General features: G+C 64.4%; 14 protein-coding genes and 3 tRNA genes. 14 read left to right on the top strand and 3 right to left on the bottom strand.

The genetic code is table 11. The annotated features are described in order from the left end of the window. Positions 1–40: 40 nt before the first annotated feature. A complete protein-coding gene (locus tag VXJ37_RS14400; RefSeq protein ID WP_331323711.1) occupies positions 41–1,051 on the bottom strand; it encodes a PHP domain-containing protein in 1,011 nt (336 codons plus the stop codon). A 164-nt stretch (positions 1,052–1,215) separates the two neighbouring features. Between VXJ37_RS14400 and VXJ37_RS14395 the strand changes: the two genes are divergently transcribed. The 9 genes from VXJ37_RS14395 to VXJ37_RS14355 all read left to right on the top strand — a co-directional run bounded on the left by VXJ37_RS14395 (position 1,216) and on the right by VXJ37_RS14355 (position 6,372). Continuing rightward, positions 1,216–1,288: transfer RNA gene (locus VXJ37_RS14395), tRNA-Glu, on the top strand. A 91-nt stretch (positions 1,289–1,379) separates the two neighbouring features. Further along, a tRNA-Asp gene (locus tag VXJ37_RS14390) sits at positions 1,380–1,453 on the top strand. Positions 1,454–1,501: 48 nt separating this feature from the next. Next, positions 1,502–1,577, top strand: a tRNA-Phe gene (locus VXJ37_RS14385). 709 nt (positions 1,578–2,286) lie between these two features. Further along, positions 2,287–3,885: a glycoside hydrolase family 68 protein gene (locus VXJ37_RS14380; protein WP_331323710.1), complete on the top strand. Its 1,599-nt coding sequence runs from the start codon at positions 2,287–2,289 to the stop codon at positions 3,883–3,885. A 232-nt stretch (positions 3,886–4,117) separates the two neighbouring features. After that, positions 4,118–4,567: an Asp23/Gls24 family envelope stress response protein gene (locus VXJ37_RS14375; RefSeq protein WP_331323709.1), complete on the top strand. Its 450-nt coding sequence runs from the start codon at positions 4,118–4,120 to the stop codon at positions 4,565–4,567. Beyond that, complete coding sequence (locus VXJ37_RS14370) at positions 4,564–4,755, top strand: hypothetical protein (protein ID WP_331323708.1); 192 nt, start codon at positions 4,564–4,566, stop codon at positions 4,753–4,755. Before VXJ37_RS14375 ends, VXJ37_RS14370 begins: the two co-directional genes overlap by 4 nt. Beyond that, positions 4,752–5,132: a hypothetical protein gene (locus VXJ37_RS14365; RefSeq protein ID WP_331323707.1), complete on the top strand. Its 381-nt coding sequence runs from the start codon at positions 4,752–4,754 to the stop codon at positions 5,130–5,132. Before VXJ37_RS14370 ends, VXJ37_RS14365 begins: the two co-directional genes overlap by 4 nt. Continuing rightward, positions 5,129–5,764, top strand: a complete 636-nt coding sequence (locus tag VXJ37_RS14360; protein WP_331323706.1) for a hypothetical protein — start codon at positions 5,129–5,131, stop codon at positions 5,762–5,764. The genes VXJ37_RS14365 and VXJ37_RS14360 overlap by 4 nt, the downstream gene beginning before the upstream one ends. Then, the gene (locus tag VXJ37_RS14355) at positions 5,761–6,372 is read left to right on the top strand and encodes a hypothetical protein (protein WP_331323705.1); all 612 of its coding nucleotides are present in this window, start codon (positions 5,761–5,763) and stop codon (positions 6,370–6,372) included. The genes VXJ37_RS14360 and VXJ37_RS14355 overlap by 4 nt, the downstream gene beginning before the upstream one ends. Here VXJ37_RS14355 and VXJ37_RS14350 read toward each other — a convergent pair. After that, positions 6,369–8,210, bottom strand: a complete 1,842-nt coding sequence (locus VXJ37_RS14350) for a glycoside hydrolase family 13 protein (protein WP_331323704.1) — start codon at positions 8,208–8,210, stop codon at positions 6,369–6,371. The genes VXJ37_RS14355 and VXJ37_RS14350 overlap by 4 nt on opposite strands. 140 nt (positions 8,211–8,350) lie before the next feature. Here VXJ37_RS14350 and VXJ37_RS14345 point away from each other — a divergent pair, with 140 nt between their 5' ends. The 5 genes from VXJ37_RS14345 (at position 8,351) to VXJ37_RS14325 (ending at position 13,025) form a co-directional block, all read left to right on the top strand. Further along, positions 8,351–9,640, top strand: coding sequence for an ABC transporter substrate-binding protein (locus VXJ37_RS14345; protein ID WP_331323703.1), 1,290 nt, complete (start codon positions 8,351–8,353; stop codon positions 9,638–9,640). A gap of 7 nt (positions 9,641–9,647) precedes the next feature. Next, a complete protein-coding gene (locus VXJ37_RS14340) occupies positions 9,648–10,685 on the top strand; it encodes a carbohydrate ABC transporter permease (protein WP_331323702.1) in 1,038 nt (345 codons plus the stop codon). Continuing rightward, entirely contained in the window at positions 10,682–11,581 is a 900-nt protein-coding gene (locus VXJ37_RS14335; RefSeq protein ID WP_331323701.1) for a carbohydrate ABC transporter permease, read from the top strand. The genes VXJ37_RS14340 and VXJ37_RS14335 overlap by 4 nt, the downstream gene beginning before the upstream one ends. Beyond that, entirely contained in the window at positions 11,578–11,826 is a 249-nt protein-coding gene (locus VXJ37_RS14330) for a hypothetical protein (RefSeq protein WP_331323700.1), read from the top strand. The genes VXJ37_RS14335 and VXJ37_RS14330 overlap by 4 nt, the downstream gene beginning before the upstream one ends. A gap of 146 nt (positions 11,827–11,972) precedes the next feature. Further along, the gene (locus VXJ37_RS14325; RefSeq protein WP_331323699.1) at positions 11,973–13,025 is read left to right on the top strand and encodes a LacI family DNA-binding transcriptional regulator; all 1,053 of its coding nucleotides are present in this window, start codon (positions 11,973–11,975) and stop codon (positions 13,023–13,025) included. Positions 13,026–13,096: 71 nt separating this feature from the next. Here the strand turns inward: VXJ37_RS14325 and VXJ37_RS14320 are convergent, their stop codons facing one another. Then, on the bottom strand, positions 13,097–13,987 hold the full coding sequence (locus VXJ37_RS14320; protein WP_331323698.1) for a hypothetical protein: 891 nt from the start codon (positions 13,985–13,987) through the stop codon (positions 13,097–13,099). Positions 13,988–13,999: the final 12 nt, after the last annotated feature.

Below are 13,999 nucleotides of genomic sequence, written 5' to 3'. Positions count from 1 at the left end.
AAATGGCCACGCCGGTCCCAGCCTCTGCGCGGACTTCCGGTCAGCCTGCCCAGGCAAGCAGCTTGTCCACAGGCCAGGTGGTGATGATCCGGTCAGCCGGGACGTTGTTGCGGGCCGCACGCTCCGCGCCGTACTGCAGGAAGTCCAGCTGCCCCGGTGCGTGGGCATCGCTGTCTATCGAAAACAGGCAGCCTGCCTCCAGGGCCAGCTGGATCAGGGCGTCGGGCGGGTCCTGCCGCTCCGGCCGGGAATTGATCTCGACCGCCACATTGTGTTCCGCGCACGCCGCAAACACTTCCACGGCATCGAATTCCGACGGTGGCCGGGTTCCCCGTGAGCCCTCCACCAGGCGCCCGGTGCAGTGTCCCAGCACGTTGGTCCGCGGATCCTGAATGCCGCCCAGCATCCGCGTGGTCATGGTTTTCCGGTCCGCGCGCAATTTTGAGTGGACACTGGCCACCACAATGTCCAGGCGCTCCAGCAGTTCCGGCTCCTGGTCCAGCTCGCCGGACTCCAGGATGTCCACTTCGATTCCGGTGAGCAGCCTGGTACCTCCGGCTTTGCTGTTGATGCCGGCCACCACATCAAGCTGATCCCGCAGGCGCGCGGCAGAGAGGCCGTTGGCGATGGTGAGGTTGGGGGAGTGGTCCGTCAGCGCCAGGTACTCCCTGCCCAGCACCTCCGCCGCCGCCAGCATCAGTTCTATGGGGGAGCCGCCGTCGGACCATTCGCTGTGGCTGTGCAGGTCGCCCCGGAGCGATTCCCGGAGGTCCGAGCCCCCGGAGGCCAGCGGCTGGGCACCCTTCTCGCGAAGGTCTGCCAGGTAGTCGGGGACCTGCCCATCAACGGCCTGCCGAATCACCGCATAGGTCCGGTCGCCGATCCCCTTCATGGACTTGAGCCGGCCGGTCCGGGCACGCGCCGCCACCTCGTCCGGACCAAGGGGGCCGATCGCCGCGGCAGCCTTGCGGAAGGCCTGGACCTTGAATGTGGCCGCGCGTCCGCGCTCCAGCCAGAAAGCAATCTCGTTGAGCGCTGCTACGGCATCCATCCGTCCATCTTTACCCGGACGGGGGCCCAGTGGCGCGGTTTTTCGTGGATTTTGGATTATTCCCGGTTAGCCCCTATAGTTTTAGAGTCCAGTTCGGAGAAACGCGAAGGACAAAGACGAAAAGCCCCGCTTGACGCCTTTTATTTTGCTCCGAACGGGTTCTGGCCCCCATCGTCTAGCGGCCTAGGACACCGCCCTTTCACGGCGGCGGCACGGGTTCGAATCCCGTTGGGGGTACGCAAGGAACTGGTCAAGCAGACTGAAAAAGTCTGGTAGGCTGGAAGCCTTGAAAAAAAGCGGTAGAGATACTGCAAAGCAAGAAACGCAAGGCCCTGTAGCGCAGTTGGTTAGCGCGCCGCCCTGTCACGGCGGAGGTCGCGGGTTCAAGTCCCGTCAGGGTCGCTCTGATTGTTGGAAGAAATTCCGGCTGTCATGGTGACTAGTCACCTAGGCTCTGTAGCTCAGTTGGTAGAGCGTTCGACTGAAAATCGAAAGGTCACCGGATCGACGCCGGTCGGAGCCACCACTGGGAAGCATCAGTTCTTCGGAACTGGTGCTTTTCTTCATTTAAACCCCCTCCGTCGGTTGCTCCGTACTTGTCGTTTAGCGGCCCCTAAACGACAAGTACGGAGCAGTCGATGGCCTGCGGCGAGCCCTGTCCGCCAACACGGAGGACCCGGTTCCCGGCGACGCGCGCGTTCCCTTTCCGGACCCACTTTTCCAGGCGTGGCTCCGCTTTGGGCGCCCCCGCCCGTGGCGAGAACTGGCGCGCAACCGACGGGGTTGCTTCGGTCCGAAGCCGCTGCTGGTCCCAGGGCAGGACGTTTCCTTCCGATGTTTCCCCACGCATACCTGGCAAACCGCTGTGGCGCCCGTAACACCGGCCGCCTGCCCAGGGGAACTGCCCATCCGGCGTCGAAACAATTGACCGGTGCCAAACCGTTGTGGCACGCGCGCGCGTTGGGCTGCGTAAGCGTTTGCATGCTACTCGCCGGTAGCCGGATTTCCCTCTCGAAACACGTTTGGAATCCTCCGCACGCTCCGCCTAGCGTGGAGGCCGGCTGAGGGAAAGCATGCTTTCTTTTTGGCCCGGGGCCCTACCCAGGCCCCGTATTTCCCCGACACACAACGGCGTCCCCGGTGACGCCTGCGCTGTTGCCGGGTGCGTTGTTGTCCGGGGCCCGGGCCTCGGCCCGTCTTCCACGAACAGTCACAACTCCGCGAGAAGAGCAACAATGCACAAGCACCCCCAATCACGCCGGACGCTGCGGTGGCGTTCCGTCGCCGCAGCCCTGGCGACGGCCGTCGCAGCATCGGCGTTCCTGGCCGTCCCGTCCGCCCAGGCCAACGAGCCGTCGGACCCGCCGGCAACCCAGCAGCTGCCGGCTCCCACTCCCGGCTTCGCCCTCCCCACCAAGCACACACAGCAGGCTTTCGATCCGGCGTCGGACTTCACCTCCAAGTGGACCCGCGCAGACGCCAAGCAGATCATGGCGCAGAGCGACCCCACCGTCGCTCCGGGGCAGAACTCCATGAGCCCGGATGTGACCATGCCGGAAATCCCCGAGGATTTCCCTGCCATGAATGACGACGTCTGGGTCTGGGATACCTGGTCCCTCACGGATGAGAACGCCAACCAGATCAGCTACAAGGGCTGGGATGTCATCTTTTCCCTCGTTGCGGACCGCCATGCCGGTTACGGCTTCGACCAGCGCCACTGGAATGCCCGCATCGGCTACTTCTTCCGCAAGACCAACGCCGACCCCGCCAAGGACAAGTGGAATTACGGCGGCCACCTCTTCCTGGACAACACTTCCATCGGCAACACCGAATGGTCCGGGTCCACGCGCCTCATGCAGGGTGACCACGTAAACGTCTTCTACACGGCCACCACCTTCCATGACGTGGCTGAGCGCAACGCCGGCGGCGGGGGGATCGCTCCCGACGCGGCCATCGCCAAGGCGCTGGGCAACATCCACGCCGACAAGAACGGCGTCACGTTTGACGGTTTCCAACACACCAAGCTGCTGGAGCCGGACGGCAAGATGTACCAGACCAAGGCGCAAAACCCCGGTTTCGCCTTCCGCGACCCGTACACGTTCGTGGATCCGGCCCACCCGGGCAAGACGTACATGGTGTTTGAAGGCAACACCGCCGGAAACCGCGGCGACTACCAGTGCAAGGGCGACGACCTGGGGTACCGGCCCGGCGATCCGAAGGCTGAGAACCTCACCGACGTCCAGAACAGCGGAGCGTACTACCAGACCGCGAATGTCGGTTTGGCGGTGGCGGACAACAAGGACCTGACCAAGTGGTCCTTCCTGCCGCCCATCCTTTCCGCTAACTGCGTGAACGACCAGACTGAACGACCGCAGATCTTCATCCAGAACGAAAACGGCAAGAACAAGTACTACCTGTACACGATCAGCCACCAGTTCACCTACGCGGCCGGCATGCGCGGTCCCGACGGCGTTTATGGCTTCGTTGGCGACGGTATCCGTTCCGATTTCCAGCCCGTGAACAACAGCGGCCTGGCGCTCGGCTCGCCCACCGACCTCAACCTGCCCGCCAACAACCCGAGTGGCAGCATCTCGGGCCAGCAGAATGGCCGCCAGTTCCAGGCCTACTCGCACTACGTACAGCCCGGTGGCCTGGTGCAGTCGTTCATTGACAATGTCAACGGCGTCCGCGGCGGATCGTTGTCACCCACGGTGAAGATCAACTTCAGGAACGGCGTCACCCAGGTGGACCGCAGCTTTGGCCGGAACGGCCTTGGCCCGTTCGGTTACCTGCCCACTAATGTCAGGGTTGGCGGGGAAGGCCTCTACAAGTAAGAGGGCCGGCATGAATTAGTACCGCGGCAGCACCGCATTGCCGCTGCCGCGGTGCCGCCCAGGCGGGGATGTCCTTGGGGACGTTCCCGCCTGGGCCGTTTAATGCTCCTCCTGGCTGTGCCGCCAGTTATCCCGCCGGCTCGCGGCCTTTCCTTTGCGGCCCCCGGGGAGTTTCCAGCCCACGTGCCGCAGCCTGGGGATAGGGTGGAAGCAACAGAAGGGGGAGTGCCTGATGGAATACCAGAACCCACAACCCGTGGTGCCAGACCGCCCTGCCGCAAGACCGGTTCCGGGCGCGGGCCGGACGGTGATTTCCGAGACTGCAGTGGCCAAGGTTGCGGGTATCGCTGCCCGGGCGGTACCGGGAGTCTATTCGCTGGGTTCGGGTCCGTCCCGAGCCCTGGGCGCCATCCGGGACGCCGTGGGAAGTTCAGACCATGCCGCGGGCGTCCACGCGGAAGTGGGGGAAACGCAGGTGGCCGTGGACATCACCCTGGTGGCGAGCTATGGAACCCCCCTGCACTCCCTGGCCAATGAGGTCCGGGCCGCCGTTTACCGTGCGGTTGAGGAACTGGTGGGGCTGCAGGTCATCGAAGTGAACGTCGAGATCACGGACGTCTACGTGCCCCCGCCGGTCAAGCCAACTTCATCGGCTGCCCCTGAACGGGAGGCGCTCCTGTGAACCTCACCGTTGCCGGTACGGCCATGGGGGCCTTCGTCGCTTTCATGTCCCTGCAGTTCGGGCTTTGGGGATTCCTTGTCTCCCTTCTTTTCATGGCCATCGGTGCCCTCCTGGGGCGCGCTGCCGAAGGAAAGCTGGACTTGCGGGGCGTGTTCGACGCCATCACCGGCCGGCGCTCGTCCTCATGAGCTCGCCCGCGCCCGTTGTTCGTGGGCAGGCGCTCAGCGGCCACAACCGGATCAGCACCCAGGCATTGACCAGCCTTGCCAGGGCAGCGGCGGCACAGGCCCTGGGCATTGACGCCGAGGACGTGCGGGCAGACTGGACGGACGACGACGGCCTGCTGGCTTTGTCCCTCGTCGCCCCCATCAGCATCCCGCCATTGCAGTCCGTCGTTCGGGAGCCGGCGCGGCTTGAGGCGGCAGGCGGATCCATCTGGGAGCGTACGGTCAGGGCCAAGGCAAGCATTAGGGCAACAGTTTCTGAACTGAGCGGTTCCAGGCTGAGCCGCGTCGATATCCGCATCAGCGGTGCCAGGGTCAACACGGGAGGGCGGGTGCGGTGAGCAGCAGCGTGGACAACCGCCGCGCGGACAACGGGTCGCGGAGGAATAACGGGCCGGATATGCGCAGGGTCCTCTACCGCGAAACGCATTCTTCCCGGGCCGCCGTCTCGGTCGCGGCCGCCGCCCTGGTCTTGGTGCTGGCCGCGTATGGTGTGCTGGAATCCGGCGTTCATGCCGTTGGCCAGCCCGCGTGGCTGATTGAACCGCAGGTTGCGGCCCAGCGCATCGTGGACCTCCCGGCCGGCATCACCCCGCTGTTGCTGGCGGCCATCGGGGGAGTGCTGGCCATGCTGGGCCTGATTTTCCTCCTGAACGGGCTCCTGCCCGGGAAGCGGGCCCGTCATTTGCTGGCGGGCGCGGGCGTCGAAGGTTTGCCGGTGGTGGTGGATGATGAGGTCATCGCGTCCTCGCTCGCACGCCGTGCCCGGCTGGCCGCGAACGTCACACCCGAACAGGTCATGGTGGTCGTCTCCCAGCGGCAGGTGCTGGTGAATGTGCGCCCCACGTCCGGTATCCCCGTCGACCAGGACCGGGTGTTGGATGCTGTCCGCGACGAGCTGGACCACATGCTGCTGGAACCGGCGCCGGTTCCCCGCGTCATTGTTGCCCCGTCGGGGGTGATCGGAGCATGAACAGCACCCCTGCACTCCTGAACCGCATCCTCCTTACGGTGCTTGGACTGCTCCTCCTGGGATCGGGCCTGCTGCTGGTGCTGCTTGCAACCGTTCCCGCGGTGGCCCCCTGGTGGCACTCCTGGTCCGCGGCCGCCTGGGCCGGCATCACCGAGCTTTTCAGCTCCACCCGCTTCCCCGGCGGCCCGGAAAGCTGGCTGTGGATCGTGATGGCGCTGGCCCTGCTGGCCCTGATGGGACTCATGGTTGCCTGGATCGCCCAGCAGGGGAAGGGACGGTCAAACCTGCTGGCCGCCGAATACGATCCCGGCGAGGCTCCCGGTGACGTCCGGATCGGTGGCGGGGTAGCGGAACAGGCACTCAAACAGGCCCTCGAGGGACGGCCGGACCTTGCCGGCGCCACCATCACCACCTACAGCGTGAAGGGCTCGCCGGCGCTGAAGGTGAGACTCCTGCCACGGCAGGGCGTGGCTCCGCACCTGCTTGCAGCCGAGGTGTCCGAACTCATTCGTGCTCTTGAATCCGTTGTGGGGAAGGAAATTCCCGTTCTCATCCACATCGGCGCGGGCGCCCGGACCCGTTTCGGCCGAGCCGAGCGCGTCCGCTAAGCGGGTCCAAGCTTCTGCCGCTCCTGCGGTTGCTGCCTGCTCTGCAGATATACAGTGCAGTCCACGGGTACCTCCCGCATGGCGGCCCAGTCCCCGGCGGGCTCCGGACCGCTGGAAAGGACGACGGCGCAGCCGTCCGGCACGGGGGCGGAAGCAAAACCCATGTTGGACAGCACCACCACATCCCCGTTTCGGAATGCGAGCAGTCCGCTGTCCGGCGCGTGTTCGTCGGTCCACTCCACGCTGCCACTGCCCAGGCCCTTGGCGGACCTGAATGCCAGGGCGGCACGGTACAGCTCCAGCGTTGAACCTTCCTCGCCGTCCTGCTGGTCCGCTGCCAGGGGGCCGAAGCTGTCCGGCTGGGGCAGCCACGGCGCGGGAGCCTCCGCAGAAACGGTCCCGGAGAAACCAAAACCAGGCTGGCCCGCGGCCCATGGCAGGGGCACCCGGCAGCCGTCGCGGCCAATCTCTGCGCCATGGGTCCGGAAAAATGTCGGATCCTGCCTGGCTGCGTCGGGAAGAGTGGTGTGTTCCGGAAGGCCCAGTTCCTCGCCCTGGTACAGGTATGCCGAACCAGGCAAGGCCAGTGCCACCAGGGTGGCGGCGCGGGCCCGCGCAAGGCCAAGGGCGGCATCGGGTTGTTCGTCCCCGGGGCCGATGCCCTTGGGGAAAGTGGTGGGGTCCTTGAGGCCGAACCGGGTGGTATGGCGCACTGTGTCGTGGTTGCTAAGCACCCAGGTGCACGGAGCGCCCACTGATGCTGCCGCTGCCAGCGACGCGTCAATGGCATCAGCCATGCGTTCTGCGTCCCAGCCGGCCAGCAGGAAATCGAAGTTGAACGCCTGCTGCATCTCATCGGGGCGGACGTAGCGCGCCAGGCGCTCTGCGGGTTCCACCCAGGCTTCCGCCACCATCATGCGGTCCCCGCCGTATTCGGCCAGGACGCGGTTCCAGTCACGGTAGATGGCGTGCACCCCGTCCTGGTCGAAGAAAGGCGACGGAGGATACATGGGTGAAACTGCCCTGTGTGGTTCTTCGGCGTCCGTATGGGCGCCTGGCGCGTCCCCCGGACGGTGGCTTTCCCGCCCCGGAACGGAAGTCCCCTCCACCATCGCCGCCACACCGTCCCAATCCGGAAGTCCCGGCTCCTTGACCAGGCCGTGGGCAACGTCCACGCGGAAGCCGTCCGCGCCGCGGTCCAGCCAGAACCGCAGCACCGAGCGCATCTCCTCCCGGACGTCCGGATTGTCCCAGTTGAGGTCCGGCTGTTTGGTGTCGAAGAGGTGCAGGTACCACTGGCCCGGTGATCCGTCGGCCTCAGTTACCCGGCTCCATGCCGGCCCGCCAAACACCGATTTCCAGTTGTTGGGCGCCCTTTTTCCGTCGCCGGTTCCCGGCACCTGGTCCTTGCCGTCCCTGAAGATGTACCGTTCCCGTTCCGGGCTCCCCGGGGCTGCGGCCAGCGCTTCGCGAAACCACTGATGCTCGTCCGAGGTGTGGTTGGGAACCAAGTCCACGATGACCTTCAGGCCGCGGCGGTGAGCCTCCTGCAACATCGCGTCGAAGTCGGCCAGGGAACCAAAAAGGGGGTCAACCTGTCTGTAGTCCGCTACGTCATACCCGCCGTCGGCCTGCGGAGACTTGTAAAACGGGGACAGCCAGACGGCGTCCACACCGAGTTCTTCAAGGTAGGGGAGGCGGTCCGTGACGCCCCGCAGGTCGCCCATCCCGTCGCCGTTGCCGTCCGAGAAGGACCGGGGGTAGACCTGGTAGACCACTGCATCGGCCCACCATGCAGAAGGTGTGTGACGGGGTGGGGGAACGGTCGGGTCGGGCATTTGGTTCCCCTCTGATAACTTTTTGATGTAAACGCTTGCATTCCTGACAGCAACCTTACTAGTGTGATGGTCACCACATCAACCTCACCTAGCAAGCGCACTGTCGACTTACTTGTCACTCAGCGAGGAGCTTCAAGCTAATGAAAACCCCGAGATTCCTGCTTCCGGCTGCCACTGCCGGCATTCTGGCCCTTACGTTGTCCGCCTGCGGCGGCGGAGGTGGAGGGGGCACCACGGGTGGTGGAGGCAGCGACGCCGAAGCCAACCTCGACGGCCGCGGCCCCATTACGTATGTACAGGGCAAGGACAACAGCAACGTAGTCCGCCCCCTGGTTGATAAGTGGAATGCTGCCCACCCGAACGAAAAGGTCACCTTCAAGGAACAGACCGACCAGGCAGACCAGCAGCACGACGACCTCGTGCAGCACTTCCAGGCCAAGCAGTCCGACTACGACGTCGTGGATGTGGACGTCGTCTGGACCGCCGAGTTCGCAGCCAAGGGCTGGCTTCAGCCGCTGAAGGACAAGATGGCGATCGACACCAGCGCCATGCTGAAGCCGACCGTGGACAGCGCAACCTACAAGGGCACCCTTTATGCAGCCCCGCAAACCTCGGACGGCGGAATCCTGTACTACAGGAAGGACCTGGTGCCCAACCCGCCCAAGACCTGGGACGAGATGATGAGCATGTGCTCCATCGCCAAGCAGAACAACATCGGATGCTACGCAGGCCAGTTCAGCAAGTACGAGGGCCTCACTGTGAACGCTTCCGAGGCCATCAACTCTGCCGGCGGCTCAGTCCTCGATAAGGATGGAAAGCCCAGCCTCAACACCCCCGAGGCCAAGGCCGGCCTTGAAAACCTGGCGAAGGCCTACGCTGACGGCAATATTCCCAAGGAAGCCATCACGTACAAAGAAGAGGACAGCCGCCAGGCATTCCAGAGCGGTAAGCTCCTGTTCCTGCGCAACTGGCCCTACGCCTTCAACCTGATGACCACTGAAGGTTCTTCCGCCGTCAAGGACAAGACCGGGCTGGCTGCGCTTCCGGGCAAGGATGGCCCCGGCGCCTCCTCGCTCGGCGGTCACAACCTTGCCACCAGCGTGTACTCCAAGAACAAGGCCACTGCGCTGGACTTCATGAAGTTCATGACCTCGGCGGAAACCGAGAAGTTCTACGCTACGCAGGGCTCCTTGGCCCCGGTCCTCGGATCGCTGTATGAAGACCAGGAACTCGTCGCCAAGCTGCCTTACCTTCCGGTCCTGAAGACGTCCATCCAGAACGCTGTTCCGCGTCCGGTAACGCCCTTCTACCCGGCTGTCACCAAGGCAATCCAAGACAACGCCTACTCCGCTATCAAGGGAGAAAAGCCAGTGGAAACCGCACTTTCTGACATGCAGAAGTCCATCGAATCCGCGAGCGCGGGATCGTAGTTCTGCCATGGCAACCGAACTAGGCCCGACGCCGGTCAAGGCACCGGCGTCGGGCGGCGCCCCCGCCCATCACGCCCCCAAGGGTGTGGGGGAAGACAACAGGATTGCCAGCCAGGGCCGCTGGGCGTCCTGGTTGCTCGCCCCCACCATCATCGCTCTGGCCACCGTCATTGTTTACCCCATTGTCAGCGCCATCGTCATGTCCTTCCAGAAGGACGCAGGCCTGGACCCGGCCACCGGCCTGTTCACGGCCGGCGGCCCGGCGGGCATCCAGAACTATGTGAACTGGCTCGCGCAGCAATGCTCGGCTCCCGCCGGCGGAACTGTCGCCTGCCCGCCGGGCACGCTTGGCGGCCAGTTCTGGTCCGCCACCGCCACCACGTTCTTCTTCACCGTGGTCACGGTGGCGCTGGAAACTGTCCTGGGTTTCTGGATGGCCATGATCATGGCCCGTGAGTTCCGCGGCCGGAGCCTCGTCCGCGCTGCTGTTCTTGTGCCGTGGGCCATCCCCACGGCTGTCACCGCGAAGCTTTGGTTCTTTATCTTCGCCTTCGAGGGAATCGCCAACAAGCTGTTCAATGTGAGCATCCTGTGGACGGGCAGCGAGTGGCCGGCCAAATGGGCAGTCGTTATTGCCGACGTCTGGAAGACCACGCCGTTCATGGCGCTGCTGATCCTGGCAGGCCTTCAGATGATTCCAGCGGAAGTCTATGAAGCGGCCAAGGTGGACGGGACCTCTGCCTGGCAGCGGTTCCGCCTGATCACCCTGCCGCTGGTCAAGCCGGCCCTGATGGTGGCAATCCTCTTCCGGACCCTGGATGCGCTGCGCATGTTCGACCTGCCGTACATCCTGACCGGCGGTGCCAATAACACCACTACGCTGTCCATTCTGGTCATTAGCCAGATTAGGCAAGGGTTCAATGCGGCTGCTGCCCTGTCCACAATTACCTTCATCATCATCTTCCTCGTCGCCTTCATCTTTGTCCGCTTCCTCGGGGCAAACGTGGTTGAGCAGAGCGGCGCCACAGGAAAGGGGAAGAAATGACCACGGCAACAGCCGACGCGTCGGCACTGCGTGCCCAGCAGGACAGGGGCCGCAGGGCCGCGCAGAACCGTGAAAAGTGGGCGCAGGGCCGCACATACCTCAGTGCTGCGATCGTCCTGCTCTGGTGCCTGGCGCCTGCTTACTGGATGGTGGTCACGGCGTTCCGTGAGGTGGGCTTCACTTACGACACGTCAATCCTGCCGACCCATGTGACCCTGGACAATTTCAGGACCGCCTTCGATACGTCGTTCGGCAACAGGTTCGGCCAGGCGCTCTTGAACAGTGTGTTCATCGGTGGCGTGGTGACGGTGGTGTCCCTGCTGATCGGCGTGTTCGCCGCTTACGCCTTGGCCCGGCTGAACTTCAAGGGAAAGTTCCTGGTGCTCGGCTTCATCCTCGGAGCCTCCATGTTCCCCGGTGTTGCCCTGATCACCCCGCTCTTCCAGCTGTTCACCAACATCGGTTGGATGGGCACCTACCAGGCCCTGATCATCCCCAACATCTCCTTCGTGCTCCCGCTGACGGTCTACACCATGACCTCGTTCTTCCGCGAGATGCCGTGGGAGCTGGAGGAATCGGCCAGGGTTGACGGCTGCACCCAGGGGCAGGCCTTCCGTAAGGTCATCATGCCCCTGGCTGCACCTGCGATTTTCACCACGGCGATCCTGGCGTTCATCTCCTCGTGGAATGAATTCCTGATCGCGAGCCAGCTGTCCAGCGATGCGACGCAGCCTGTTACGGTGGCCATCGCCAACTTCGCCGGCGCGCAGCCCAACCAAATCCCTTACACGGCCATCATGGCCGCCGGCACCATCGTCACCATTCCGCTGGTGATCCTGGTGCTGGTATTCCAGCGCAAGATTGTCGCCGGCCTCACGGCAGGTGCAGTCAAGTGACGGACAACGTTTCCCGCCCCCGCACTCCGGGGGCGGGAAACCGCAGCAGGCTTGTCCGGTCGGGTGAGGACTTCGACATCATCATCGGTTTCCTGGCGTTCTGGGCACTGGTCTTCCTTGTGGTCACGGTGTGGATGGAAATCACTGCCCAGTCCGCCGTCGGGTGGGCCCTGGGCCTGTTGGCCACGCTGCTGGCGCTCTACGGCATGGTGCGCCTGCGCCGTAAACTTCCCGCCCGCAGGTAAGAACGCGGGCAGAATCGTCACTCCGCTGCTGCGCCCCCTGCCTGCCTGGTTATCACTGACCCGCCGTGGAATGGGAAAATGCAGGGTTTGGGGGTGAACGCAGGGCCGGCCGGCCCGCGTCGAAAAGGAGTTGAAAAGGGGACACGGTGGCACGCACAACTGAAAGGTCTCAACGGGGCGGCCATAACGGCGTCAGCATTGAGGATGTAGCCGCAGCCGCCGGAGTCTCAACGGCCACTGTTTCCCGCGCCGTACGCGGATTGCCCAGGGTTTCCCCCGCCACCAGGGAAAAGATTCTGGAGGTCGCCGGAAACCTGGGTTATGTGGCGTCTTCCTCGGCTTCCGGGCTTGCCACGGGCCGGACCAGGACCGTAGGCGTGCTGGCACCATACGTGGACCGGTGGTTCTTCTTCAAAGCGATCGAAGGCGTGGACCGCGAACTCCACCAGCGCGGCTACAACCTCTCCCTCTTCAACCTTGGCGGCCAGCGCGGCGCCCGGGAGCGTCTTTTCAGCAAGACGATGGTCTACAAGCAGATCGACGCCCTGCTCGTCCTGTGTATGTCCCTTACCCATGAGGAAATTGAGGACCTGCAGCGCATCGATATCCCGTTGATCATCGTCGGGGGACCGGTGGAGGACTGCCCCAGCATTGGGATTGATGACTATGCGGCGGCAGCTGACGCCACTTCACACCTGATCGGGCTGGGACATCGTAAGGTGGCACTCCTGCACGGCCAGGACGATTCCGACCTGAACTTCACCGTTCCCCGCCTCCGTGTGGAAGGCTTCGTGGAAACGATGGCGAAGGCCGGATCAGTAATGCCGCCGGAGTGGGACATCTTCGGCAATTTCACCGTACGGAGCGGCCAGGAAGGTTTTGACGCCTTGTGGAGAAACCCCGGGCCGAAGCCTACGGCCATACTCTGCGCCTCCGATGAAATGGCCATCGGAGCCATGCTCCAGGCACGGCGCAGGGGAGTGCGGGTCCCTGAAGACCTATCCATTATCGGCATCGATAACCATGAATTCTCCGAGGCAATGGGGCTCACCACCGTCGCCCAGGACCCGGTGGAGCAGGGTCAGCAGGGGACGCGGATGCTCCTTGATGAACTCGCTGGATCCCATGGGGCGGTGCAGACGACCGTTGCCCCGCACCACCTGATCGTCCGGGAGTCCACCGCACCGCCCAGTAATTAGCGCGCTCAAGCCGACAGCAGCGAGCACGCGAGAACGGCCCCGAACTGGATCTGCGGTGTGCTCTCGCCCCGTCAGGACGCGCGCGCGAGCTGGCGGATGGGGATCCATCGGGAGGCAAGCCGGCGATAGGCAGCGGCTGCGCCGGTCATGTCCCCCTCTGCCAGGCATTCGATACCAAGCCTGATGTCCATGGGCGATTCGTCGGGGTACACCTTGTCTGCCACGGCGCCGTAGTCCAGCTCCACCATGGAGTTCACGTGGAACAATTCGAGCCATTCGGTCAGCTGGGCCAGGTCATCGAGCATGTCCAGGTCGGGGGCGGCCAGGGCAAGGTTGGCCACGGCGTAGCGGGCCCGCTCCAGGGCGTCGGTGATGGTTGCCCAGACCCGGACGGTGAGGATTCGGCCGTTGGCTTCCACCACGTCCTTGCGGTCGGAGTCCATGAACAGCGAGAACCAGCTGAAGGGGATGCCCCAGGTGGAAGCACGCGTGTGGACCCTGATGGAGCCGTCGCGGGCCTTCACCAGATCGATGCGTTCCTGGTGCCGGTCACGCTGCTCTTCAGGGATCAGCATCTCGGCCAGCGGGCCGTGGATGCCCTCCATGAGGGCGTTGGCCGCCAATCCGGCGCGAAGGACCAGCTGGCTGGGGCAATAAAGCAGGACGGGTTCGGCGGCGGCGTCAGCACCGTCGTCGGCCGCTCCACTTTCCGGCACGGGGAGGGTGGTGACCCGCACCAGGTCGGTGCGTCCCGTTGGGAATGGGTCCCCGCCTGAGCGGGTGATGCGGCCCAGCGACGCCAGCAGTTCAGCGTTTTCGACGGCGGCGCGGGAGGCTGCCTGCGCACCGGCTGCCTGGATGGCGGGGCGTTGTTCCTCCGGGAAGGCTTCCAGGGGTTCGTAGACCCGGAGCGTGGAGGAGAAAGGCAGGCCCGCCTGGCCCCGGTAGAGGTTTCCCGTCATGACGGTCTCCTT

Origin of the sequence: Pseudarthrobacter phenanthrenivorans, assembly GCF_036455295.1 — a bacterium.
In the GTDB taxonomy this organism is placed as follows: Bacteria; Actinomycetota; Actinomycetes; order Actinomycetales; family Micrococcaceae; genus Arthrobacter; species Arthrobacter phenanthrenivorans_C.
Note: the sequence above shows the minus strand (reverse complement) of the source record. Positions and strands in the feature narration are given on the sequence as shown.